The organism is Pantoea sp. BS_8, from assembly GCF_041954965.1.
GTDB classification, from domain to species: Bacteria; Pseudomonadota; Gammaproteobacteria; order Enterobacterales; family Enterobacteriaceae; genus Pantoea; species Pantoea stewartii.
Map to the genome: position 1 here is coordinate 661,124 of NZ_JAVAXU010000001.1, position 23,263 is coordinate 684,386.

A 23,263-nucleotide genomic window follows, 5' to 3' on the forward strand; every position below is an offset into this window, starting at 1 on the left:
TTTATTTTTAAATTGCGCCCGTTAAACAGTGCATTAGCAAGTCCTGCCTGATATAAATATTAACAACGCTAAAGCGACCCGACAGTCGCTTTAGCGCGTTCTTCACAGCCTTTCATTTTACGCACCGGTCCTAAATTTGCTCCAGGCCGTGCCGATAACAACCCAGCTATATCTATTTTTCTGGTTTTGGGAAGGTGATTCTTGATGTTCATGGCCCAGCAATATGTTGGACAGTACAGACGTAAGCGTTTGCTTATTGCTGTGGTGATTGCTTCTATTGTTCTTACGTTAACGCTGGCTTTGCGCTATTTCGAAGAAAAATCACGGATTCAGCAGCGTGCAATTAGCTTTGCCGATAACGCGATTAAGCGTTTTGATCGCATGTTTTCTCCGCTGGATGTGGCAGCCAATAACACGCTGGGTTTAGTGGGCATGCCCTGTGAGGACGCGCGTTTTCCCTTAATCGAAAAGATTGCGTCCTTACAAACCGTGCGGGCGATTCTGCTGGTGAATGATGACTTACTGTACTGCTCCAGTATTTTCGGCTCACGGGATATCACCTTTAGTCAGACCTACCCTGAACTGGCGCTTAACGATAAGCGCATGATCCTGTCTACAGATGACTATCTGCTTAAAGGTTCGCCGGTCTTATTACTCTGGACGCCAACAACGCTGGATAACCGCTCAGGCATCCTGCAGGCCATCAACATTGAACTGATGAGCAGTTATCTGCTGGAACCGCAGTCGCCCTGGGTGGAGCGCGCCATCTTTAACGTTAACGGCAAGAGCCTGGAATACGGCAATCCGCTTATTGAGTCGGCGGTCCCTTCGGAAGATGAAGTCACCTATAATGAAGCGTCACTGCGTTATCCCTACACGGTAACGCTTTATGGCCCTTCCCCATCCCGTCTGGCACTGGCCTCGTTGCCTTCTCAGTTGCCGCTGGCGCTAATGCTGAGTTTGTTAATAGGCTATGTCATGTGGCTGGCAACCGCCAACCGCATGAGTCTGAGCTGGCAAATCAGCTATGGCATCACCGCCAGGGAGTTTATTGTTTACTGCCAGCCGCTCATCAATGCCCGAAACGGTCAGTGTGACGGAATTGAAATCCTGCTGCGCTGGCATAACCCGCGCCAGGGCTGGATCCCGCCCGATGTGTTTATTCCGCTGACTGAGCGTCAGAATCTGATTAAGCCTTTAACCCGTTTCGTGTTAAATCGCGTTGTCGAAGCCTTGCCGGATCTGCCTCACAGCCCGGATTTTCACATTGCTGTGAACGTCGCCGCCAGTCATTTTCGTGACCGCGCCATTCTGGAAGATCTGCAAACTATCTGGTGGCCTGCCAATCCGGTGCCAAAGCTGGTCGTCGAGCTTACCGAACGTGATGCGCTGCCGGTGGTCGATCAAACGGTCATTTCACAACTGCATGAGATTGGCGTACGGCTGGCAATTGATGATTTTGGCACAGGCCACAGTTCGCTGTCTTACCTGAAGGACCTGCAACCGGACGTGCTGAAGCTGGATAAAATCTTCACCGCCTCGATTGGCACGGATGCGATTAACGCGACCGTAACGGATATGGTGATCTCACTGGCGCAACGGCTGAATATCAGCCTGGTGGCGGAAGGCGTGGAAACCCCGGAGCAGGCTGACTATCTGCGCGACCGCGGCGTGGATCACCTGCAGGGCTACTATTTTGCCCGCCCCATGCCGCTGGAGGATTTCCCCGCGTGGCTACGGCAACATCAACTGATCAGCGACCTGTAGTGCCATGCCTGGGGCAAAAAAAACGCATCACAGTGTGATGCGTTTTGCGTTTTCCGGGGAGGTTAACCTTCTTCGTCCTCGTCATGCTGCGGATCGCGCGTCACACGAACCAGATCAATGCGGTATTCTGTCGCTTCAATAATTTGGAAGTGAAGCGGCGCGATATCAATGACGTCACCCGGCTTCGGTAATTGTCCTTTCTGAGCAATCAGCAACCCTGCCAGTGACGCATGATCGTCGTCCGGTTTCACCAGCTCATGAAAATCAAGCAGCTGCTGGAGCGAGTGGAGATCGGTTCCCCCCTTCACTAACCAGCCGTCGCCGTCCATGATGATATCCGGCGTTTCGTCTTCATCCGGGAATTCACCTGCTATCGCTTCCAGCACATCCAGCGGGGTAATCAGGCCCTGTACCACACCAAACTCGTTGGTGACGATCACAAAGCTCCCTTTGGCACGACGCAGTACACCCAGCAGGTTAATCGGATCGAGCGTTTCCGGCACCACGATAATCGGCGTGTTTGCCGCAAAGGTGGCAACATCCACACCATGATCCAGTGCGACCAGCAGCTCTTTGGCCCTGACAACGCCGATAATCTCGTCCAGTTCTCCCCGGCAGACCGGGAACAGGCTGTGCGGTGTGTCCAGCAACTGGATACGAATCTCGTCTACCGGACGACTGGCATCCACCCAGGAGATATCGCCACGCGGCGTCATGATGCTGCGAATTGAACGGGAAGCCAGCGTCAGTACGCCGTTAATCATATAGCGCTCTTCATCCTTAAAGGCTTCCTGTGGGATCGCAACGGCTATCGCCTGCTCTTCAGTGCTGGCCGGGGCCGTCTGTACGCGGTTGCGGCCCCCCATCAGGCGCAAAATGGCCTCAGCGGTACGCTCACGCATAGGACGATGCGACTGATGGCGAAGAAAGTTGCGACGCGCAATCTGGTTAAACAGCTCGATCAGGATCGAGAAACCAATCGCCGCATACAGATAGCCTTTAGGAATATGGAAGCCAAACCCTTCCGCCACCAGCGACAGACCGATCATCAGCAGGAAACTGAGACACAGGACAACGACCGTAGGATGGGCGTTAACAAATTTTGTTAACGGTTTAGAGGCCAGCAACATCACAATCATGGCGATCACCACCGCCGTCATCATGACCGGCAGGTTATTCACCATCCCCACGGCCGTAATCACCGCATCCAGTGAGAAGACCGCATCAAGTATGACGATCTGTGCCACAACGGCCCAGAAGCTGGCATAGCTGCGGTTGCCGCTGTTTTCCAGCTGACGGTTTTCCAGCCGCTCATGCAGTTCCATCGTGGCTTTAAAGAGCAGGAAGATCCCGCCCGCCAGCAAAATAAGATCGCGTCCGGCGAAACTAAACCCGCCCACGCTAAACAGCGGCCGCGTCAGTGTGACCATCCAGGAGATCAGCGACAGCAGGCCCAGACGCATAACCAGCGCCAGCGAGAGGCCAATCAAACGCGCTTTATCGCGCTGCTTCGGCGGTAACTTATCGGCCAGGATGGCAATGAATACCAAGTTATCAATGCCGAGCACAATCTCGAGCACGATGAGCGTGAGCAATCCCGCCCAGATTGAGGGGTCGAACAGAAATTCCATTAGTGACTCCTGAAAAAGGATGTGATTACGCTAAAACGTACCAGCGTCTGACGACGTGACGGTGAGCAAGGTGTAAAAGCAAAGAAAACGCGGTCTGGCGTAAATTGACGCGCTGAGGAGCGCAAAGACAAGGTTAAGCAACGTCGGTGACGGTCCATAAGGGTGGGCTGAAGCCCATTACTCCTGAATAATTAACAGATCGCTAATGTATCAGTTCGGTCAACAAGGTCAAAAAATTTTCTTATTTTTACATTCTGTCATCACTTCGTTTATGCGCCATTAAAACGTAATTTCACGCTTTTATGCTGTAAATAGCCAACCGACATCACAAAATTTATTTTTTCGGTCACTAAAATAAATCCGGCATGCACGTAGTGAGTTGGTTATCCCTGCAATGTGGATATCGGGCCGGCAGGCTCAATAAAGAAGTCAGCATTGTTAACGCGATAATTCTTAACGGTTCCTCACCTTATGGAATCAACAAGCGAACGGAGGTAGCACGTGACCATTGCTCTGATCATTGGTACACACGGCTGGGCAGCAGAACAGCTGCTTAAAACGGCAGAGATGCTTTTAGGCGAACAGGAAAACGTCAAATGGATTGATTTTGTACCGGGCGAAAATGCAGAAACGCTGATTGAAAAATATCAGGCAAAGCTGGCCGAACTGGATACCTCAAAGGGGGTGCTTTTTCTGGTAGATACCTGGGGCGGAAGTCCTTTTAATGCGGCAAGTCGGCTGGTCATGGATCACGACAGCTATGAGGTCGTGGCCGGGGTGAATATTCCCATGTTAGTGGAAACCCTGATGGCGCGGGATGACAATCCAACCTTCGATGAGCTGGTGGCGATTGCGGTTGAAACTGGCCGTGAAGGCGTCAAAGCGCTGAAAGCCCAACCTGAAGTCAAACCCGCGCCCGTTGCTGCCGCACCGACTCCACCTCCCACCCCTGCCGCTGTCAGACCCCTCTCGCCTGACGAACACATGATTATCTGCCTGGCCCGTATTGATGACCGCCTGATTCATGGCCAGGTCGCCACACGCTGGACCAAAGAGACCAATGTCAGCCGCATCATTGTCGTCAGTGATGAGGTGGCAAACGACAATGTGCGCAAGACACTCTTAACCCAGGTCGCGCCGCCGGGCGTGACCGCGCACGTGGTTGGCGTCGATAAAATGGTGCGCGTCTGGAATAACCCCAAATATGCCCGTGAGCGCGTCATGCTGCTGTTCACCAATCCCACCGATGTCTTGCGGGTTGTGGAACAGGGCGTCGATATCAAAAGCGTCAACATTGGCGGCATGGCCTTCCGGCAGGGCAAAACGCAGGTCAACAATGCCGTGTCCGTTGATGAGAAAGATATCGCCGCGTTCCAAAAGCTCAATGAACGCAATATCGAGCTTGAGGTACGTAAGGTTTCAGGTGATCCCAAACTGAAAATGATGGATCTGATAGCCAAAGTAGGCGCTTAACGGGCCAGCACTCTTTTCTATCCTGTAGAGGACACGAAGTATGATGGAAATAACCACACTTCAAATTATTTTGATCTTTATTATCGCCTGTATTGCCGGTATGGGATCCATCCTGGATGAGTTCCAGTTTCACCGCCCTCTGGTGGCCTGTACCCTGATTGGGATCGTACTGGGGGACATGAAGACAGGCATCATCATCGGCGGAACGCTGGAGATGATTGCACTGGGCTGGATGAACATTGGCGCGGCGGTCGCCCCTGATGCGGCGCTGGCGTCCATTATCTCCACCATTCTGGTCATTGCAGGCGGGCAAAGCGTCGGCGCCGGTATCGCGCTGGCTATTCCCCTCGCCGCCGCCGGCCAGGTGCTGACCATTATCGTGCGCACGTTGACCGTGGCATTCCAGCATGCGGCGGACAAAGCCGCAGAGAAAGGCAATCTTACGGCCATTTCGTGGATCCATGTCTCCGCCCTGCTGCTTCAGGCCATGCGCATCGCCATTCCGGCGTTGATCGTTGCGATTTCGGTTGGCACGGACGCGGTGCACTCTCTGCTCAGTTCGATTCCTGAAGTCGTGACGAACGGACTCAACATTGCGGGCGGCATGATTGTGGTAGTGGGTTACGCCATGGTCATCAATATGATGCGGGCCGGTTACCTGATGCCGTTCTTCTATCTCGGTTTCGTGACGGCGGCTTTCACCAGTTTCAACCTGGTGGCGCTGGGGGTGATTGGCGTGGTGATGGCCGTGCTTTATATCCAGCTCAGTCCGAAATATAACCGTACCGCCGGTGCGCCTGCGGCCTCGCCGTCAGCTAACGATCTTGACAACGAACTCGATTAAGGAACAGGTGACAACATGGTTGATATAACAAAAGTCGAAAAGAAACTGACGCCAAGCGATGTCCGTGCTGTTTTTGTACGCTCAAACCTGTTTCAGGGTTCCTGGAACTTCGAACGTATGCAGGCGCTGGGATTCTGTTTTTCTATGGTGCCGGTGATTCGCCGTCTCTATCCTGAAAACAACGATGACCGCAAGCAGGCGATAAAACGTCACCTTGAGTTCTTTAACACACATCCTTATGTTGCGGCCCCGGTCCTGGGCGTGACCATGGCGATGGAAGAGCAGCGCGCCAATGGTGCCGCAATTGATGATGGTGCAATAAACGGCATCAAAGTGGGCCTGATGGGGCCGCTGGCTGGCGTAGGTGACCCGATTTTCTGGGGAACGGTTCGTCCGGTGTTTGCCGCCCTGGGTGCGGGCATCGCAATGAGCGGCAGTTTGCTTGGTCCATTGCTGTTCTTCATCCTGTTTAACCTGGCCCGCCTGCTCACCCGTTATTACGGTGTCGCCTACGGTTACCGGAAAGGGATTGATATCGTCAGCGATATGGGCGGTGGCTTCCTGCAAAAACTGACCGAGGGTGCCTCTATCCTTGGGCTGTTTGTCATGGGCGCGCTGGTCAATAAGTGGACGCACGTCAATATTCCGCTGGTGGTGTCACGCATTACCGACCAGACCGGCAAGACCACAGTCACTACCGTCCAGTCGATTCTGGATCAGTTAATGCCCGGCATCGTCCCGCTCCTGTTGACCTTTGCCTGTATGTGGCTGCTGCGGCGTAAGGTCAATGCCCTGTGGATCATTGTTGGTTTCTTTGCTATCGGTATCTTCGGCTACTGGATCGGCCTGCTTGGGCTGTAATCCTGACGCAATCGGGAGCAAGGCTCCCGATTTTTTTGGCGGTAACATCCACTGAAGCTCGAAAGGAAGCCCCATGTCATTGACGGACATCATCATCGCTCTCTGCATCGCTGCTCTGCTGGTGTTTGCGATCTACGACGAGGCGATTCTGCCCCGACGTAAAGGCCCGACGCTGTTACGTGTGCCGCTGCAGCGCCGTCATAAAGCCGACAGCCTGATTTTCATTGGTTTACTGGTCATCCTGCTCTGGAACAACGTCACGCATCAGGGACCCGTGCTGACCACCACGCTCTTGATGATGCTGTGCTTTTTGTCCTTCTGGCTGTTCTGGCTCCGCCGTCCCACGCTGGTCATGAAACGGGAGGGATTGTTCTTCGCGGGTATCTGGATCGCCTATTCCCGTATCCAGAGCATGAATCTGTCTGAAGACGGCATTTTAGTCATCCAGCTTGAACAGCGGCGCTTACTGATCGCCGTGCAGCAGCTTGACGATCTTGAGCGGATTTATCAAACCCTGGTCGAGGTGCGTTAGTCGCGTTGCCACAGGGTTATCACAAAATCCGCTTCGCAGTGAAACTGCGCGCTTTCGGCTAACGTCTGCCAGACGTCTGGCCGCGCGCGCCAGGCAAAGGGCGTCATCTGCAATAATGTGGTGGCGGCCTGTCCGGTAAGGGCCATCGGATAGGTTAATGCATGCCGGGCACGTTGCTGAAAGCCCTGATACACTTTCCCTTCCGGTGCGTGCAGCTGAACATCGCGATAGATCAGCGCTTTGAACTGCGCCAGATGGTGTGGGCCCGGCGTAACCGTTAACAGGTATCCACCGGGTTTGATGACGCGATTAAGCTCCGCTTCATTACAGGGCGCATAGATGCGAACCACTGCATCAAGGGAATGGTCCGCAAACGGCAGACGCTGACTGGAGGCGACACAGAACAGGACCTGCGGATAGCGCTTCGCCGCGAGCCGAATGGCCATTTTGGCCACGTCCAGGCCAAAGACCTTGCCCGCTGGCGCAAAGTTATCCGCCAGCGCACCGGTGTAGTACCCTTCCCCACAGCCTGTATCCAGGATCTGAGCGGCCGGTACCTGCAGATGCTGATTCAGCACGTCAACCACCTTGTCCCGCAGGGGCTGATAGTAACCGGCCTGCAGAAAGTCACGTCGCGCCTGCATCATCTCCGCGCTGTCGCCCGGCTCGCGGGAGCCTTTATGTTGAACGGGCAGCAAATTGACATAGCCCTCTTTCGCCTGATCGAACTGATGGCGATTTTCGCAACACCAGCTGCGTTCGGTCAGGTTCAGGGAAGAGTGACAAAGTGGGCAAATCAAGGACATAAGGCGCTCCGGCATCTATCGACGCGCAGCAGTGTACTCGACAGGGAACCCGAGCGAAAGCGTAAAAAAAGCCTCGGCCAGAAGGCCAAGGCTTTAATATCTGAGACCGGGCGCAGGGCACCCGTCTGAGGCGAAATCAGATAGCAGTAACGTTAACAGCTGCCGGGCCTTTCTGGCCGTCCTGAATTTCGAACTCAACGTTTTGGCCTTCGGCCAGCGTTTTGAAGCCGTTGCCCTGAATAGCAGAGAAGTGTACGAACACGTCTTTGCTACCGTCAGCTGGAGTGATAAAACCGAAGCCTTTAGACTCGTTGAACCACTTAACCTGACCTTTAATCTTTGCCATTTTACTAATTCCTTAAAGTGTTTATTTGCCCGGAGGCTAACCTACAGATAAAACAGAGACATTACTGAATGAGGCACTGATTAAAGTTCGGCAAGGAAGCGGTATTCAACGTCTTTACTCGTAACTTCTTTACTGAAGATGCCATACATAAACAGAACTGTACCTCGTTTAACCCACGAATTGTTATCACATATCCGCTAAATAATGGCAAGCCATTTTTAATATGTCGATCGTTAGTTTTCGCATAATTGCAGGGTAGCTCCCAGAGAATGTACTTTATGGTACAAAATGCTGCGAACCGAAACCCAGCGACCGTCATAACTTCACGATAAAATAAAGGCTTCCTGCATCCCGGATGGGATAACGTACTACTTTTCCTGCTTTTATCATGATGTATGACAATAAATAAATTACATTGCACTAATATGGCAATAATGCACCAAATAAAGGAATGGATAAGGGGAACGGTAAACCCGGACGGCTTCAGCTTGTACAGCTTTTATTATTTCGTACAAATATAAAAATTATTATTAGTAAAATCAAAAGTTGAGACTTCCCCTCCGCACTAATCATTTTCTTGACAGCTGACGTTTGAATTACCCCGAGCGCGTAAAAGAAATAAAAAGCGAATACGCCGGAGCCTTGCCGTTTCACAAACACAGGGCCCCGTATTTCGGATTAGGTCGGATTGAGATCGCTCAGACTGTGGCTCGCCCCAATTTTCCAGGGCGCAAAATTTTGCTGACCCTCGCCGCTCTGCGCGAGTGCTCGCTGGAGTTCAGCCGGGGGCGCATCCAGTGACTCATCCGCCAGTTCGAAAACGCCCCAGTGAATGGGAAGGGTCAGTGGCTGACCTATCGCGCGCCACAACGCCACCGCCTGCTGGGGATCCATGTGTTGTGCCCCCATAAACCAGCGCGGAGCATAAGCGCCTATCGGTAAAGCGGCCAGATTAAAGGGGCCATAATGCTGCGCAATCGCCAGAAGACTGTCGCTGTAGCCGCTGTCACCGGAAAACCAAAACCGCAGCGAAGCGGTCCTGATCACCCAACCGCACCACAGGGTTCGGTTGCGATTAGTAACGGTGCGCATGCTCCAGTGGCGCGCAGGGACCGCATCAAACTGTATTCCCGCAAACACTTTCTGTTGCCACCAGTCAAGCTCATGCACCTGTTTGACCCCATGACGCTTACACCACTCCGCCAGCCCCAGCGGCACCAGAAAAATAGTGTCCGGAAAGCGGCGCACAATCTGTTTGATGGTAGGCTTATCCAGATGATCGTAATGATTATGGGATATCAGGACGTAATCCAGCCGCGGTAACTGGTCAATGGCCAGCGGAGACGGCGTTTTACGTTCAGGTCCGATAAACGGCAAAGGGGAAGCCCGCCGGGACAGCGCGGGATCAATCAGAATATAGTGTTGGTTTATGCGCATCAGCAGCGCCGCATGGCCCAGCCACCAGAGACGGTCATCCTCCCCGTTCAGATCGGCAGGTTGCCACCACTGCGTAATAAACTGGTCATAGCCCTGACGAGGCGGATGGGGTAATCCCTGGGCTTTGCGTTCACGTCGCCAGCGCTGCAGGTCACCTTGCTGGCGGCTGTCGGGCTCAGGGTTACGAAACCCCTCAGCGGTGTGATGGGGTTTACTGCTGTCATACCAGGGATTTTTCCAGGCCATCCGGCCTCCATGCAGGGTTAACGTTCCGGGATTAAACGAATCAGTCCGTCGTTTTCCGACGGCGCTTCGGGGGACGGCTCATCTGCACCATTCTGCGCCTCAATCATCCGCCGCAGCAGTGCATTCTGTTTCTTTTGCTCTTCTAACAATGACGTCAATAACGCAACCTGTTCGTTCGCCCGAACGCTGGCGCGATTAACGTAAAACCACAGCATTAATGCCACAATCAGCGCCAGCAGAAAAACGCCGTAACAGATTACCGGTCCCGCATTCGCGGCTAACTCATTCATAACTGCCTCAAGATACCTGATGAAATCACAAAAAAAGAACGACCGTCTATTCTACTCCGCGCCGCCGCAAAAGATAATGGTGACGTCAGCGATATAGCGCTTTCTGCGCTTTCAGTTATCTCTGATCGCATCCTGCCTGAAAGCGAGGCATGCTAATCCTGTACATCATGTTAAGCAGCAGTCACTGGAACGCTGCGTGGGTATCATAAGGAGATACAATGAAACTCTTCATTCGGGCGATTATCGTTATCGGCATCCTCTGGCTGGCTATGCTGTTCACGGGTTACGGCGTGCTGGCGGGCAGCAACAAGAATGCCGCGGGACTGGGGCTGAAATGTAACTATCTGACCGCAAGAGGGATGGTGACCGCGCAATATCTGCATACAGACAGCGGTGTGGTGGGCGTGACGGATTGCCCGCTGCTAAAGAAAAGTAGCGAAGTGGTCGACAACGGATAACGGAGGAGCGGGCCAACTGGCCCGCTTTTTTTTAACCCCCGTCATTGCCGGTATAGCCCAGCTCTGACGAAAGACGTTGGCCCGCTTCACGTAACAGCGTCACATACTGTTGCTTGTTCGCGGCAGAAAAGCGCAGCGTGGGAAAGGAAAGGCTCAGTCCGGCGACGGCAACACCAAAGCGATCAAAAACGGGCACGGCGATGCAGCGCACGCCCACCTCCTGTTCTTCGTTATCCTCACCATAACCCTGTGCCCTGACCTGACCCAGTGCTTCGCGTAACGCGCCTGCGTCCGGTAAGGTGTTAGCGGTGTTAATAGTGAACGTCATACGCTCCAGAATGGCATTCACCTCCTCCCGACTGCGCCAGGCCAACAACACTTTTCCCAGTGCGGTGGAGTGCAGTGGATTGCGGTGACCAATACGTGAGGCCATACGCAGGTTATACAGCGAGTCAATTTTATGCACATAGACCACGCTGTCATCATCCAGCGCGCCCAGATGGATTGTCTCTTTGGTCAGACGCGATAACTCGCGCATGTGTACATCGGCGCTGCGGATAAGATCGCTATGCTGCAACGCGTTGGATCCCACCTCAAACAGTTTCAAGGTCAGCGAATATTTCTCACTTTCCCCTTCCTGCGCGACATAACCTAATGCTTTCATGGTTTGCAGGAATCGGTAGACCGTACTTTTGGACATCATCAGCCGTTGTGCCAGCTCGGTAATACCGTGATCGCGCTCTTCGCTTAACGCCTGCAAAATCCCGAATACTTTTTGCACCGAAGAGACGGCATCCGGCTGTTTATCCTTTTCGTCAGCGGCCATTTGTCACCCTGAATACGTGTTTCAAAAAAACTGGAACAGAGTTGCAGTATAGAGTGACAGCGCCGATCCCGGCAATCTTCCGGGTTTGAAACATCTCTAAAATATATTTTTTCCGTGGGTACGATGCAATTTGGCGGCCAATTGATTAGCATGATGATATTCACACTCTTTAATATTAGCCTCTATGTCACTTTCCTCTTCTGACGGCGGACTCGCAGTACCCCAACGCTACTGGGCTATTCTGACGATCGCCATCGGCCTTATCATGGCGGTACTGGATGGATCGATTGCCAATGTCGCGCTGCCAACCATCTCACGTGAGCTACAGGCCAGTCCGGCCCAGTCAGTCTGGGTGATTAATGCTTATCAGATTGCCATTGTCGCCTCGCTACTGTCGTTGTCCTTTTTAGGCGATATCGTCGGCTACCGCCGCGTGTACCAGGCAGGGCTGGTGGTGTTTGCCATCACGTCGGTGTTTTGCGCCCTTTCGCCCTCCCTTCCCCTGCTTACGCTGGGCCGGGTGCTTCAGGGCCTGGGGGGTGCGGCGATCATGAGCGTTAACACCGCTCTGATTCGTATCATTTATCCCCCACGTTATCTGGGCCGCGGCATCGCGATCAACGCCCTGCTGGTGGCGATCTCGACGGCGGCCGGCCCCACGGTTGCGGCAGCCATCCTCTCATTTGCCAGCTGGCGCTGGTTGTTCCTGATCAACCTGCCACTGGGCGTTGTCACGCTCTGGCTGGCGTTACGTTATCTGCCGGATAACCCGCAACGGGCCAAAACACAGAAGTTTGATGTCACCAGTGCGGTAATGAATGCGCTCTTTTTCGGCCTGCTTATTTCGGCGCTGGGTGGCTTTGCCCAGGGACAATCGATCTGGCTTATCGCAGGAGAACTTATCACGCTGCTTGTGGTGGGCTACTTTTTTATCCGACGCCAACTGACGATGGCCGTGCCGTTGCTGCCGGTTGATTTGCTGCGCATCCCTATTTTTGCCCTGTCGATGTGCACCTCCGTCTGCTCTTTCTGCGCGCAGATGCTGGCGATGGTATCACTGCCCTTCTACCTGCAAAGCGTGCTGGGGCGTACAGAGGTCGAAACCGGTTTATTGCTTACGCCGTGGCCGCTGGCCACCATGCTGCTCTCACCGGTCGCGGGACGTTTAATTGAACGAGTGCATGCGGGCTTACTCGGGGGATTAGGGCTGGCCCTGTTTGCCATCGGGCTTTTTCTGCTGGCTCACTTACCTGCGAAGCCAGACGACATGGACATTATCTGGCGCATGATGCTGTGCGGGGCGGGCTTTGGCCTGTTTCAGTCCCCGAATAACCACACCATTATTACCTCCGCTCCGCGTCAACGCAGCGGTGGTGCCAGCGGTATGCTGGGCACGGCACGGTTACTGGGTCAGAGCAGCGGTGCCGCACTGGTAGCGCTGATGTTCAACTGGCTGGGCAATGACGGCACCCATGCGGCGCTGTTACTGGCGGCTGGATTCTCAACCGCAGCGGCCCTGCTCAGTCTGTCGCGCATAAAAACACCGCGCGTACAGTGATAAAAAAAGGCGACTTCTCAGTCGCCTTTTTGCCGGGTTACTTCAGGTATTCGCCGCTACGCAGCGCTTCAATACGTTTATCTAACGGGGGATGCGACATAAACAGCTCGCTGAATGACTTCCCTTTACCGTTGATACAAAACGCCATCATGCTGCTGGGCTCCTGCGGCTCGTAGCTGGTTTTCAGGCGCTGCAGTGCCGCAATCATCTTCTCACGGCCCACCAGTTTCGCTGAACCGGCATCCGCATGGAACTCACGGTGACGAGAGAACCACATGGTAATGATGCTGGCAAGGATACCAAACACCAGTTCCAGCACCATAGAAACGGCAAAGTACACCAGCGGATTACCGTTGCTGCTTTCTTCCCCATCGCGGTTACCAGACATGAAGCCTGCCGCAATCTGCGCCAGAATACGCGAAACGAAAATCACAAAGGTGTTCACGACACCCTGAATCAGGGTCATGGTGATCATATCGCCGTTGGCAATATGCGCGACTTCGTGCGCCAGCACCGCTTCAGCCTCGTCGCGGCTCATGTTTTGCAGCAGCCCGGTCGATACAGCCACCAGTGACGCATTACGGCGGGCACCGGTTGCAAAGGCGTTGATGTCAGGCGCGTGGTAAATCGCGACCTGCGGCATCGCAATACCAACCTGCCGGGCCTGCTGGCTAATGGTCTCTAACAACCAGCGCTCGGTTTCGTTGCGTGGTTGTTCAATCACTTCACCGCCGACCGAACGCAACGCCATCCACTTCGACATCAGCAGTGAGACAAACGCACCGCCGAAGCCAAACAGACCTGCCATAATCATCAGGCCCTGAACACTGCTTGACTGAATTCCTGTCAGGCTGAGAATCAGCCCGAATACCAACATCACTGCCAGGTTGGTCAGCAGGAAAAGAGCAATACGCATCATAACGGTTAATCATCCTCAGTAGTTCATGCGCTCATGCGCGGATACATATCCTATGAGCATTGTGCGGGTTTTCAAGCGACCTTAACGTTTAAGTGCCTAAAAAGACATAACTTTACAATATGACATAACCTTTACCGCAACCCTACTGCATGCGCGCAGTACAACACATTAACGTGACGCATCCTTGCCAGACTTATCATAAAAAAAGCACCGCAGTGCGGTGCTTTTTATTAAACCAGAACGTATCAGTTGCTTTTCGCTGCGGACGCGTCGGGAAGCGTCTTTTCCAGCTGCGCCAGATCGTTGGCAATCTTGACGGTTTCATCCAGATAAGGATCGGGTTCTTTGTAATCCTTAGGCAGGTCATCCAGGCTCTTCAGCGGCTTTTTGCCTTCGGCCTGATAGCGCGCATTAATGCGTTCCAGACGCAGCGCATCGTCTTCGTGGTTCTCTTTCTCGCGTTGAGCAAGATTGAGCGACACGATATTGCGCTTGTCCTTCATGGCATTAAAGCGGGCAATGTCCTTCATGATGTACTGGAACTCACGATCTTTCGCGATACGTTCATCATGTTCTTTCGTCAACTGCGGCACCAGCGCTTTCACATCTCCGGTTTTCGCGTAGGTGGCAGCCGTGATGCTGTCCCACGGTAAGGCGTTATCTTCAAACTTCTCGCCTGTCTCCGCCGCTTCAACGCCGGTAGGCATCAGCAGATCGGGGGTGACGCCTTTACGCTGTGTACTGCCACCGTTAATACGGTAGAACTTCTGAATCGTGTACTGAACCGATCCCAACGCAGGCCATTCCGGACGCAGCATCTGATCGTAAATGCGGTTCAGCGAGCGATACTGCTGAACGGTGCCTTTACCAAAGGTCGGCTCGCCAACAATCAGCGCACGCCCATAGTCCTGCATTGCCGCCGCAAAGATTTCAGAGGCAGACGCACTGAAGCGGTCAACCAGCACCACCAGCGGCCCTTTATAGTACACAATGCCGTCGTTATCGCTGTCCTGACGGATGCGACCATTATTGTCGCGCACCTGCACCACGGGGCCACTTGGGATAAACAGGCCAGACAGTGAGACCGCCTCGGTCAGTGCGCCACCGCCGTTGGTCCGCAGATCAATCACGATGCTGTCGACATTCTGCTTTTGCAGTTTCTGCAACTGCACTTTGACATCATCGGTCAGGCCCACGTAGAAGCCCGGAATATCCAGTACGCCGACTTTCTGCTTGCCCACATTGTGAATACTCATTTTAACGGCGCGATCTTCCAGACGGATTTTCTCACGCGTCAGTGTCACAATGCGGGTTTTAGTACCTTTACCGGCAGGCAGGATTTCAAGGCGAACCTTACTGCCTTTCGGTCCTTTAATTTTGGCGACGACATCATCCAGACGCCAGCCAATCACATCTTCCATTGGCTTGCCTGGCTCACCGACGCCGACAATACGATCGCCAACGGTGATGGCTTTACTTTTCGCCGCCGGGCCACCCGCGACCATAGAATTGATCACGGTATAATCGTCATCCATCTGCAATACGGCGCCAATCCCTTCGAGCGACAGGCTCATTTCAGTATTGAACTGCTCGGTATTGCGCGGCGACAGATAGTTGGTGTGCGGATCGATTTCGTGGGCAAATGCATTCATTGCCAACTGGAACACATCTTCGCTGTTGCTCTGTGCCAGGCGACGGATGGCGAAGTTATAGCGTTTGGTCAGCACGTCACGAATTTCTTTTTCGTCTTTACCGGCCAGCTTCAGGCTCAACTCATCGTATTTCACCTTGGCATCCCACAGCGCATTTAATTCGTTCTGGTCTTTCGGCCAGGGCGCTTTGGAACGGTCAATATCGATGGTGTCATTACCGGTAAAGTTCATCGGGCGAGCCAGGACCGTGAGCGCGTACTGATAGCGTTCGAAGCGGCGTTTCTGGGCCAGATTATAAAGATCGTAAAAAATATCCAGCTTACCGCTACGCAGTTCGTCACCCAGCTGTGTTTTCTTGCTGGCAAACTGTGCTACATCCGACGCCAGCAGCACGTTGTGGCTGTAGTCGAGCATGTTGAGGTAGCGGTCAAAAATTTTGGCGGAAAACGCCCCGTCCAGATCGAACTGACGATAGTGAGAACGCGTGAACCGTGAGGTGACGCGCTCGCTGACGGTAGGATCCTGGGGATCTTCATGCAACTGAGGAATTTGATCGGCACGAGTGATGTTCTCGGCGGCAAAGGAAGGGCCTGACAACAGCAGGCCCGCGATCAATCCAACTTTTAACAAGGTGTTCATGCCGGGGTCAGCCTCCGTTTCAGAACTGCAGGTGTTCTGCGCGCACAATCATTGCCATGCCGGAAGCGAGCTGTACCCGGACGCCGTCTTTAGAAACTTCCAGAACGGTTGCGTCCATTGCACTTTTGCCTGCTTTAACTTTAATACTCTGGCCGGGTTGCAAAGTTGAGGTATCAGTGATGGGTTTAGCCTGCTGCTGCTCCGGACGGGGTGCCGGTTTGCGATGCTGCGATGCAGTAGGACGCTCAGCAGACTGCGGACGCGGCTTACGCGCGGCGTCACCCTCTGCGGCTTTACGCGGAGCAGGTTTGCGTGGACGACGAGGCGCGTTGGCCCCTTCTTCGCCCTCACCGGCTTCACGACGCGCGGCCCGCTGCTGATCGCGTTGCGCCTGAACACGCGCTTTCGCGTCTTCCAGCTGCTTGCGGGCATGCTCAACGTGCTGCTCATCGAGAACACCGCACGGATTGCCGTCGAGATCCACGCGGGTCGCACCCGCTTTAATACCGTACAGATAGCGCCAGCTGGAGGTATAAAGACGTAATGCTGAACGTAACTGTGTTTTGCTCAGGTTCATTTCGCCCTGAACGCGCTCGACCAGATCCTGAAAGATACCGATTTTGAGCGGACGCGCTTCACCTTCAGCGCTAAAGCAGTGCGGAAAGCGCTCCGCCAGAAAGCTGATCACTTCTTTACTGCTATTCAACTTAGGTTGATTTTCCATGAAATTTCCTGATTACTACGGGTTTGCCGACCAGAGCAGGCATGAACAGGCGACATTATAATGACAACATCGCTAAATGCCATGCAATCCAGTCGATTAGCTACGCGTCAGCTGCAAATATTTTTCTAAGTCCGTGTTCGCGAGCACGTCGCAAAGCCCGTCAGTCAAGGCTACCAGCCCTTTTTCATCATCACTATCAAAGCGATTGTATTCCACACTGTCGATATCCAGCACGCCCACAACGTGACCGTTTACTTTCAGAGGAATCACAATTTCAGCATTACTGGCCGCATCGCAGGCGATGTGCCCCGGAAACGCATGCACATCATCCACACGCTGGACCTGATTTTCCGCCAGCGCTGTACCACAGACACCTTTACCCACGGGGATGCGCACACAGGCAATTTTACCCTGGAACGGGCCAAGAACCAGTGTGTCTGCTTCCGTCAGCAGGTAGAAGCCTGCCCAGTTCACGCCTTCGAGACGTTCATACAACAGCGCGCTAAAGTTACCCATCGCGGCGAGGAACGCCGTTTCTCCCGCCAGCAAGGCGCGCATATCGCGATCTAAATCGGCGTAAAAGGCAGTTTTGTTCATTATTCAACCGTTACCAGTGACATCCGGGCGGCTAACCACTCCGCCAGTTAAAAATAAGCACTAAAAATCCATAGCCATAAGGTGAATCATAGCGTTAGTTACTATAACCTTAACATTCTGTGGATCGAAGCGTGATACCCGAAACAGGTACACAGCAATGTCTTAACAACCCTTTGCGTAAATAACAATAAGCGAACCCTGCACTCTTTATGAAAATTCACGCGATTAGCGAGACATTGCCCCACGCACGTTATCAGCGTTGTCCGCAATGCGATACCCTTTTTTCCTTACCAGATGTGAAATCGCATCAGTCGGCACATTGCCCCCGTTGTAATGCGCAAATTGTCAGCGGCTATGACTGGTCGATGACGCGTCTGCTGGCGATGGCGGCCACCATGCTGGTCCTGATGCCGTTCGCCTTCAGCATGCCGTTGATTGATATCCGGCTGCTGGGTATGCGCATTAACGCCAGCCTGCTGGAAGGCATTGTGCAGATGACGCTGCAGGGCAACGTGTTAACGGCCTCCATGGTGGCGTTCTGTACTATCGGTGCGCCCGTCACGCTTGTGGCCGGCATTGGCTACCTGGCGCTGGGCCAGCGTTTGGGCATGAATCTGCGCCCGGTTCTGCTGATGCTGGAGAAGCTGAAAGAGTGGGTCATGCTGGACATTTTCCTGATTGGCATCGCGGTGGCGTCGATTAAAGTTCAGGAATACGCCGATCTCGAAATGGGCTACGGTCTGGTGGCTTACATTGCCCTGACCGTCCTGAGCGTGATGACGCTGATTCATCTCAATATTGAGCAGCTATGGGAACACTTTTATCCGCAACAGCCTCAGGTGACGCGACGGGAGGATCTGCAGGTTTGTCTCAACTGCCATTATACCGATGTTCCCGACGCACGAGGCCGTTGCCCCCGCTGCCATACACCGCTCGACTTCCGTCGCCGTCACAGCCTGCAAAAATCCTGGGCTGCGCTCATCGCCTCCATTGTGCTGCTGATCCCGGCCAATCTGCTGCCCATTTCGGTGGTGTACCTCAATGGCTCGCGGCGGGAAGATACGATCTTCTCCGGCATTCTTTCCCTGGCATCCGGTAATATTCCGGTCGCCGCCATCGTCTTTATCGCCAGTATCTTAGTGCCCTTTACCAAGGTTCTGGTCATGCTGGCGCTGCTTCTCAGCATTCATTTTCGCTGCGAGCAAGGCCTGAAAACCCGCATCCGTCTCCTGCGTTTTGTAACCTGGGTCGGTCGCTGGTCTATGCTGGATCTGTTTGTCATTTCGTTAACCATGTCACTGGTCAATCGTGACCAGTTACTGGCTTTTACCATGGGACCTGCCGCGTTTTACTTTGGCGCGGCTGTGATCCTGACCATTATGGCCGTTGAGTGGCTGGATAGCCGCCTGCTCTGGGATGCACATGCAACAGGAAACGCCGACTACACCGACTAATGCTACGCTGCGTAATAAGCGTAAAATTTCCCCTTTTTGGCTGCTGCCCGTTATCGCCATGCTGATTGCGGGCTGGCTGCTATGGACGAATTTTCAGGAGCGCGGCACTACAATCACCATTAATTTCCAGACGGCAGATGGGATTGTGCCCGGGCGCACGCCTGTGCGCTATCAGGGCGTGGAAGTCGGTACCGTGCAGGGCATCAACCTGAGCGACGACTATCGCAAGATCCAGATCAAAGCCAGTATCAAAAGTGATATGCGTGATGCGCTGCGTGAGAATACGCAATTCTGGCTGGTGACACCGAAAGCCTCGCTGGCCGGGGTTTCCGGCCTTGATGCGCTGGTCGGCGGTAACTACATCGGCATGATGCCGGGCGATGGTAAAGAGAGCGACACCTTCACCGCCCTGGATACGCAACCGAAATACCGTGTTAATACCGGCGAGCTGATGATCCACCTTCATGCACCGGATCTGGGCTCGCTGAATACCGGCTCACTGGTCTATTACCGCAAAATTCCGGTAGGCCGCGTGTACGACTACAGTATCAACGGTCAAAACAACGGCGTGTCAATTGACGTGCTTATCGAACGTCGCTTCGTCAACCTGGTGAAAACCAACAGCCGTTTCTGGAACGTGTCCGGCCTGAACGCCGATGTCAGCCTGAGCGGTGCCAAAGTGCAGCTGGAAAGCCTGGCGGCACTGGTCAATGGCGCGATTGCCTTTGACTCGCCCGAAGGCGCGGAAGCCGCAAAGAGCGACCAGAATTACACCCTCTATCCTGATCTGGCTCACAGCCAGCGCGGTGTGCTGATTAGCCTCGATCTGCCCAACGGCGATAACCTGTCGGCTAACCGAACGCCGCTGATGTACCAGGGTCTGGAAGTCGGTACGCTCACCAAACTGAATCTGCAGGACGGCGGCAAAGTCACCGGCGAGATGACGGTTGATCCGTCTGTGGTCGGCCTGATGCGCGAAGGCACACGCATTGAAATGCACAGTCCGAAACTCAGCCTGACTGACACCAGCCTGAGCAGTCTGCTGACCGGCAATACCTTTGAACTGGTGCCCGGCGACGGTCCACCCGTACAGCATTTTACCGTGGTTGCGCCTGACAAAACGCTGCTGCAGCAACCCAATGTGCTCACCGTAAAACTCAGCGCGCCGGAGAGCTATGGCATCGATGCGGGGCAACCGCTGATGTTATACGGTATGAAAATCGGCCAGGTCATCTCGCGCGATCTGGATGAAAATGGGGTGAATTTTGTTGTGGCAATCAATCCTGACCACCGGCAACTGGTGCACAGCGACAGTAAATTCATCGTGAACAGTCGTCTTGATGTGAAATTCGGTCTGGACGGCATGCAGGTGCTGGGAGCCAGCGCACGTGAATGGGTCGATGGCGGTATTCGTCTGGATCCCGGCAAGCGCGGCGCGCCAAAAGCCGCCTATCCGCTGTTTGCGGATGCGGAACGTGCGGAGGAAGGTATTGTGGGTGACGGTCCGTCGACCACGCTGATGCTGACCGCGAAAAGTCTGCCGGATGTTCAGGCGGGATCTGTCGTGCTGTACCGCAAGTTCCAGGTGGGCGAAATCACGAAAGTCACACCGCGCGCGGATGCGTTTGATATTGCCGTTCATATCAAACCGGAATACCGTAAGCTCCTCACCAACGAAAGTGTCTTCTGGGCGGAAGGCGGCGCACGCGTGCAGCTTAACGGCAGCGGATTAACGGTGCAGGCCTCCCCGCTGAACCGGGCTTTAAAAGGCGCGATCAGCTTTGACAACCTGACCGGGGCGAAAGTGGATAAAGGCGTAAAACGCGTGCTTTATCCGTCCGAAACGGCCGCTCGCGCGGTGGGCAGCCAGATTACCCTGCACACCTATGATGCCAGCAAACTGTCTGCGGGCATGCCGATTCGCTATCTGGGCATTAACGTGGGTCAGATCGAATCACTGTCGCTGAGTGATGACAATAATCAGGTGGTGGCCAAAGCCGTACTTTACCCGGAATACGTGCAGAACTTCGCGCGCGTTGACAGTCGTTTCTCCGTGGTGTCGCCCGAGATTTCGGCCGCCGGGGTGAATCATCTGGAGACGATCCTGCAGCCTTACGTTAACGTTGACCCGGGTAAAGGACGCGGCGCGCGGACCTTTGAGCTGCAGGAAAGCACCATCACCGACTCGCGTTACCTCAACGGCCTGAACATCTATGTGGATGCCACCGAAGCGGGTTCTCTGTCATTAGGAACGCCGGTCCTGTTCCGGGGCGTCGAAGTCGGTACCGTGACCGGCACCTCGTTGGGTAATATGGCGGATCGCGTGCAAATCGCCCTGCGCATCAGTAAAAAATATCAGCATCTGGTACGTAATAACTCGGTGTTCTGGCTCGCCTCCGGCTATAACCTGGACTTTGGGCTGATTGGCGGTGTGGTGAAAACCGGTACCTTCCAGCAATTTATCCGCGGCGGCATTCAGTTTGCTACGCCACCGACGGTCCCGCTGGCCCCGCAGGCGAATGCGAATAAGCACTTCCTGCTGCAGGACGAACCGCCGAAAGAGTGGCGTAACTGGGGTACGGCCATTCCTGACCCGAACCAACCTTAATCCTCCCAAAACGGGCAGCCAGGCTGCCCGTTTTCTTTCCGCGTGTTACACTCCCGCCTTTGCCTCAAAGAGAACTTATCCGTGTCCGACGCCGCTTCACGTTTTCCTGCCGATTTTCTTGACCTTATGCGCCAGAGCCTGCCCGATGAGGCCAGCCTGCAGCAGTTTATCGACATTAGCAAGCAGCCGTTACGCCGCAGCCTCCGAGTCAATACGTTAAAAATCAGCGTCAGCGCGTTTCTGGCCCAAACGGCTCACTACGGCTGGCAGCTTACGCCGGTGCCGTGGTGTGAAGACGGCTTCTGGATCAGCCGGGAGGATGAAAGTTTACCGTTGGGTAGCGTGGCAGAGCATCTGAGTGGCCTGTTTTATATTCAGGAAGCCAGCTCGATGCTGCCGGTGACGGCGCTGTTTGATGCCTGTCCCGATGCACAGCATGTCATGGATATGGCGGCCGCCCCCGGCTCGAAAACAACACAGATTGCCGCCCGAATGCACAACCAGGGAATTGTCCTTGCTAATGAGTTCTCTTCCAGCCGGGTAAAAGTGCTGCACGCGAACATTACCCGCTGTGGCGTGACCAATACCGCGCTGACTCACTTTGACGCCCGCGTCTTTGGGCCTGCGCTGCCGGAACAGTTCGATGCGATCCTGCTGGATGCGCCCTGCTCTGGCGAAGGCGTGATACGTAAAGATGCGGATGCGCTGAAAAACTGGTCGCTTGCCAGCACCCACGATATCGCCCAGACCCAACGCGATCTGATTGACAGCGCGTTTCATGCCCTGAAGCCTGGCGGTACGCTGGTGTATTCCACCTGCACACTCAATCCGATCGAAAACCAACAGGTTGTGGCCTGGCTGCTGGCGCGCTACCCCGCAGCCGTCGAGGTTGCGCCGCTGACGACGCTGTTTCCAGGCGCAGAACAGGCAGCCACGCCCGAAGGTTACCTGCACGTCTTTCCTCAGCTGTTTGACAGTGAAGGCTTCTTTGTCGCGCGGTTACGCAAAATCGCCTCTGTTGAGCGGCTGCCTGCGCCGACATACAAAGTCGGCAAGCTCCCGTTTACCCCCGTAAACCGCAAACTGGAAAACGATATTGTTCAGGCGGCCGCGAAGGTGGCGCTTCAGTGGGATGAGCGCCTGCAACTGTGGCAACGCGATAAAGAGATTTGGCTGTTTCCCGCCGACATCGTCCCGCTGTTAGGACAGGTCCGTTTCTCGCGGATTGGCCTGAAGCTGGCTGAAACCTTTGCGAAGGGTTATCGCTGGCAACATGAGGCCGTTGTCGCGCTGGCGTCACCGCATCCAGCGCAGACAGTGGAACTCAATGAGGCGGAAGCGGAAGCGTGGTATCGCGGTCGCGATATCTACCCTGAAAACCCACCCACCGTTGATGAGATGATTGTGACCTATCAGGCTCAGCCGCTGGGGCTGGCAAAACGGGTTGGCAGCCGGATTAAAAACAGCTATCCGCGCGAACTGGTGCGCGACGGTCGGCTGTTCCGTTAAGCCGTCACACCCTGCAAGTGACACTGTCACGCATTCGGCGCTGTTTTGCTGATAACAGCGCCAGAAATGTGGCTCAGTGCGGACGG

The 23,263-nt window shown here is 54.3% G+C and carries 21 protein-coding genes; 10 read left to right on the forward strand and 11 right to left on the reverse strand.

The window, feature by feature from the left end:
* Positions 1-204 precede the first annotated feature (204 nt).
* Positions 205-1,767: an EAL domain-containing protein gene (locus RAC65_RS03060; protein WP_375096336.1), complete on the forward strand. Its 1,563-nt coding sequence runs from the start codon at positions 205-207 to the stop codon at positions 1,765-1,767.
* 62 nt (positions 1,768-1,829) lie between these two features.
* On the opposite strand, the gene RAC65_RS03065 is transcribed toward RAC65_RS03060, so the two are convergent.
* The gene (locus RAC65_RS03065; protein ID WP_033741917.1) at positions 1,830-3,398 is read right to left on the reverse strand and encodes a TerC family protein; all 1,569 of its coding nucleotides are present in this window, start codon (positions 3,396-3,398) and stop codon (positions 1,830-1,832) included.
* Positions 3,399-3,899: 501 nt separating this feature from the next.
* On the opposite strand from RAC65_RS03065, the gene manX reads away from it, so the two are divergent.
* The 4 genes from manX to RAC65_RS03085 all read left to right on the forward strand — a co-directional run bounded on the left by manX (position 3,900) and on the right by RAC65_RS03085 (position 7,108).
* Positions 3,900-4,871, forward strand: a complete 972-nt coding sequence (gene manX / locus RAC65_RS03070) for a PTS mannose transporter subunit IIAB (protein ID WP_039343077.1) — start codon at positions 3,900-3,902, stop codon at positions 4,869-4,871.
* Positions 4,872-4,914: 43 nt separating this feature from the next.
* Positions 4,915-5,715, forward strand: a complete 801-nt coding sequence (locus RAC65_RS03075; protein WP_033742216.1) for a PTS mannose/fructose/sorbose transporter subunit IIC — start codon at positions 4,915-4,917, stop codon at positions 5,713-5,715.
* Positions 5,716-5,730: 15 nt separating this feature from the next.
* The gene (locus tag RAC65_RS03080; protein WP_375096337.1) at positions 5,731-6,576 is read left to right on the forward strand and encodes a PTS mannose transporter subunit IID; all 846 of its coding nucleotides are present in this window, start codon (positions 5,731-5,733) and stop codon (positions 6,574-6,576) included.
* Between the two features lie 73 nt (positions 6,577-6,649).
* Entirely contained in the window at positions 6,650-7,108 is a 459-nt protein-coding gene (locus RAC65_RS03085) for a DUF986 family protein (RefSeq protein ID WP_058701804.1), read from the forward strand.
* On the opposite strand, the gene rlmA is transcribed toward RAC65_RS03085, so the two are convergent.
* The 5 genes from rlmA to RAC65_RS03110 all read right to left on the reverse strand — a co-directional run bounded on the left by rlmA (position 7,105) and on the right by RAC65_RS03110 (position 10,233).
* Positions 7,105-7,914, reverse strand: a complete 810-nt coding sequence (gene rlmA / locus RAC65_RS03090; protein WP_006119468.1) for a 23S rRNA (guanine(745)-N(1))-methyltransferase — start codon at positions 7,912-7,914, stop codon at positions 7,105-7,107. The two genes, RAC65_RS03085 and rlmA, sit on opposite strands and share 4 nt — an antisense overlap.
* A gap of 136 nt (positions 7,915-8,050) precedes the next feature.
* Positions 8,051-8,260 carry a transcription antiterminator/RNA stability regulator CspE gene (cspE, locus tag RAC65_RS03095; protein ID WP_001062678.1) on the reverse strand — a complete coding sequence of 70 codons (210 nt, stop codon included), beginning with the start codon at positions 8,258-8,260 and terminating at the stop codon, positions 8,051-8,053.
* Positions 8,261-8,340: 80 nt separating this feature from the next.
* A complete protein-coding gene (locus RAC65_RS03100; RefSeq protein WP_235318805.1) occupies positions 8,341-8,409 on the reverse strand; it encodes a DUF2627 domain-containing protein in 69 nt (22 codons plus the stop codon).
* A gap of 529 nt (positions 8,410-8,938) precedes the next feature.
* Positions 8,939-9,943 (reverse strand): MBL fold metallo-hydrolase, encoded by a 1,005-nt coding sequence (locus tag RAC65_RS03105; protein WP_033741929.1) that lies wholly within the window; start codon positions 9,941-9,943, stop codon positions 8,939-8,941.
* 17 nt (positions 9,944-9,960) lie between these two features.
* Positions 9,961-10,233 (reverse strand): YebO family protein, encoded by a 273-nt coding sequence (locus tag RAC65_RS03110; protein ID WP_185199370.1) that lies wholly within the window; start codon positions 10,231-10,233, stop codon positions 9,961-9,963.
* 218 nt (positions 10,234-10,451) lie between these two features.
* On the opposite strand from RAC65_RS03110, the gene RAC65_RS03115 reads away from it, so the two are divergent.
* On the forward strand, positions 10,452-10,691 hold the full coding sequence (locus RAC65_RS03115) for a YobH family protein (protein ID WP_033741931.1): 240 nt from the start codon (positions 10,452-10,454) through the stop codon (positions 10,689-10,691).
* Between the two features lie 31 nt (positions 10,692-10,722).
* On the opposite strand, the gene kdgR is transcribed toward RAC65_RS03115, so the two are convergent.
* Positions 10,723-11,517 (reverse strand): DNA-binding transcriptional regulator KdgR, encoded by a 795-nt coding sequence (gene kdgR / locus RAC65_RS03120; protein WP_006119473.1) that lies wholly within the window; start codon positions 11,515-11,517, stop codon positions 10,723-10,725.
* Between the two features lie 184 nt (positions 11,518-11,701).
* On the opposite strand from kdgR, the gene RAC65_RS03125 reads away from it, so the two are divergent.
* Positions 11,702-13,075, forward strand: coding sequence for an MFS transporter (locus RAC65_RS03125; RefSeq protein WP_110267432.1), 1,374 nt, complete (start codon positions 11,702-11,704; stop codon positions 13,073-13,075).
* A gap of 37 nt (positions 13,076-13,112) precedes the next feature.
* Here RAC65_RS03125 and htpX read toward each other — a convergent pair whose 3' ends face one another.
* The 4 genes from htpX to RAC65_RS03145 all read right to left on the reverse strand — a co-directional run bounded on the left by htpX (position 13,113) and on the right by RAC65_RS03145 (position 17,606).
* Positions 13,113-13,994 (reverse strand): protease HtpX, encoded by an 882-nt coding sequence (gene htpX, locus RAC65_RS03130; protein ID WP_033741934.1) that lies wholly within the window; start codon positions 13,992-13,994, stop codon positions 13,113-13,115.
* A 245-nt stretch (positions 13,995-14,239) separates the two neighbouring features.
* Positions 14,240-16,285, reverse strand: coding sequence for a carboxy terminal-processing peptidase (gene prc / locus RAC65_RS03135; protein ID WP_033741935.1), 2,046 nt, complete (start codon positions 16,283-16,285; stop codon positions 14,240-14,242).
* Positions 16,286-16,304: 19 nt separating this feature from the next.
* Positions 16,305-17,009, reverse strand: a complete 705-nt coding sequence (gene proQ, locus RAC65_RS03140; protein WP_375096338.1) for an RNA chaperone ProQ — start codon at positions 17,007-17,009, stop codon at positions 16,305-16,307.
* Positions 17,010-17,105: 96 nt separating this feature from the next.
* The gene (locus RAC65_RS03145; RefSeq protein ID WP_039343102.1) at positions 17,106-17,606 is read right to left on the reverse strand and encodes a GAF domain-containing protein; all 501 of its coding nucleotides are present in this window, start codon (positions 17,604-17,606) and stop codon (positions 17,106-17,108) included.
* A 209-nt stretch (positions 17,607-17,815) separates the two neighbouring features.
* Between RAC65_RS03145 and yebS the strand changes: the two genes are divergently transcribed.
* From yebS to rsmF, 3 genes are all read left to right on the forward strand, one after another.
* Positions 17,816-19,060 (forward strand): membrane integrity lipid transport subunit YebS, encoded by a 1,245-nt coding sequence (gene yebS, locus RAC65_RS03150; RefSeq protein ID WP_033741942.1) that lies wholly within the window; start codon positions 17,816-17,818, stop codon positions 19,058-19,060.
* The gene (locus RAC65_RS03155) at positions 19,029-21,668 is read left to right on the forward strand and encodes a PqiB family protein (protein WP_033741944.1); all 2,640 of its coding nucleotides are present in this window, start codon (positions 19,029-19,031) and stop codon (positions 21,666-21,668) included. Before yebS ends, RAC65_RS03155 begins: the two co-directional genes overlap by 32 nt.
* A gap of 81 nt (positions 21,669-21,749) precedes the next feature.
* Complete coding sequence (rsmF, locus tag RAC65_RS03160) at positions 21,750-23,177, forward strand: 16S rRNA (cytosine(1407)-C(5))-methyltransferase RsmF (protein ID WP_375096339.1); 1,428 nt, start codon at positions 21,750-21,752, stop codon at positions 23,175-23,177.
* The last annotated feature ends 86 nt before the right edge of the window (positions 23,178-23,263 follow it).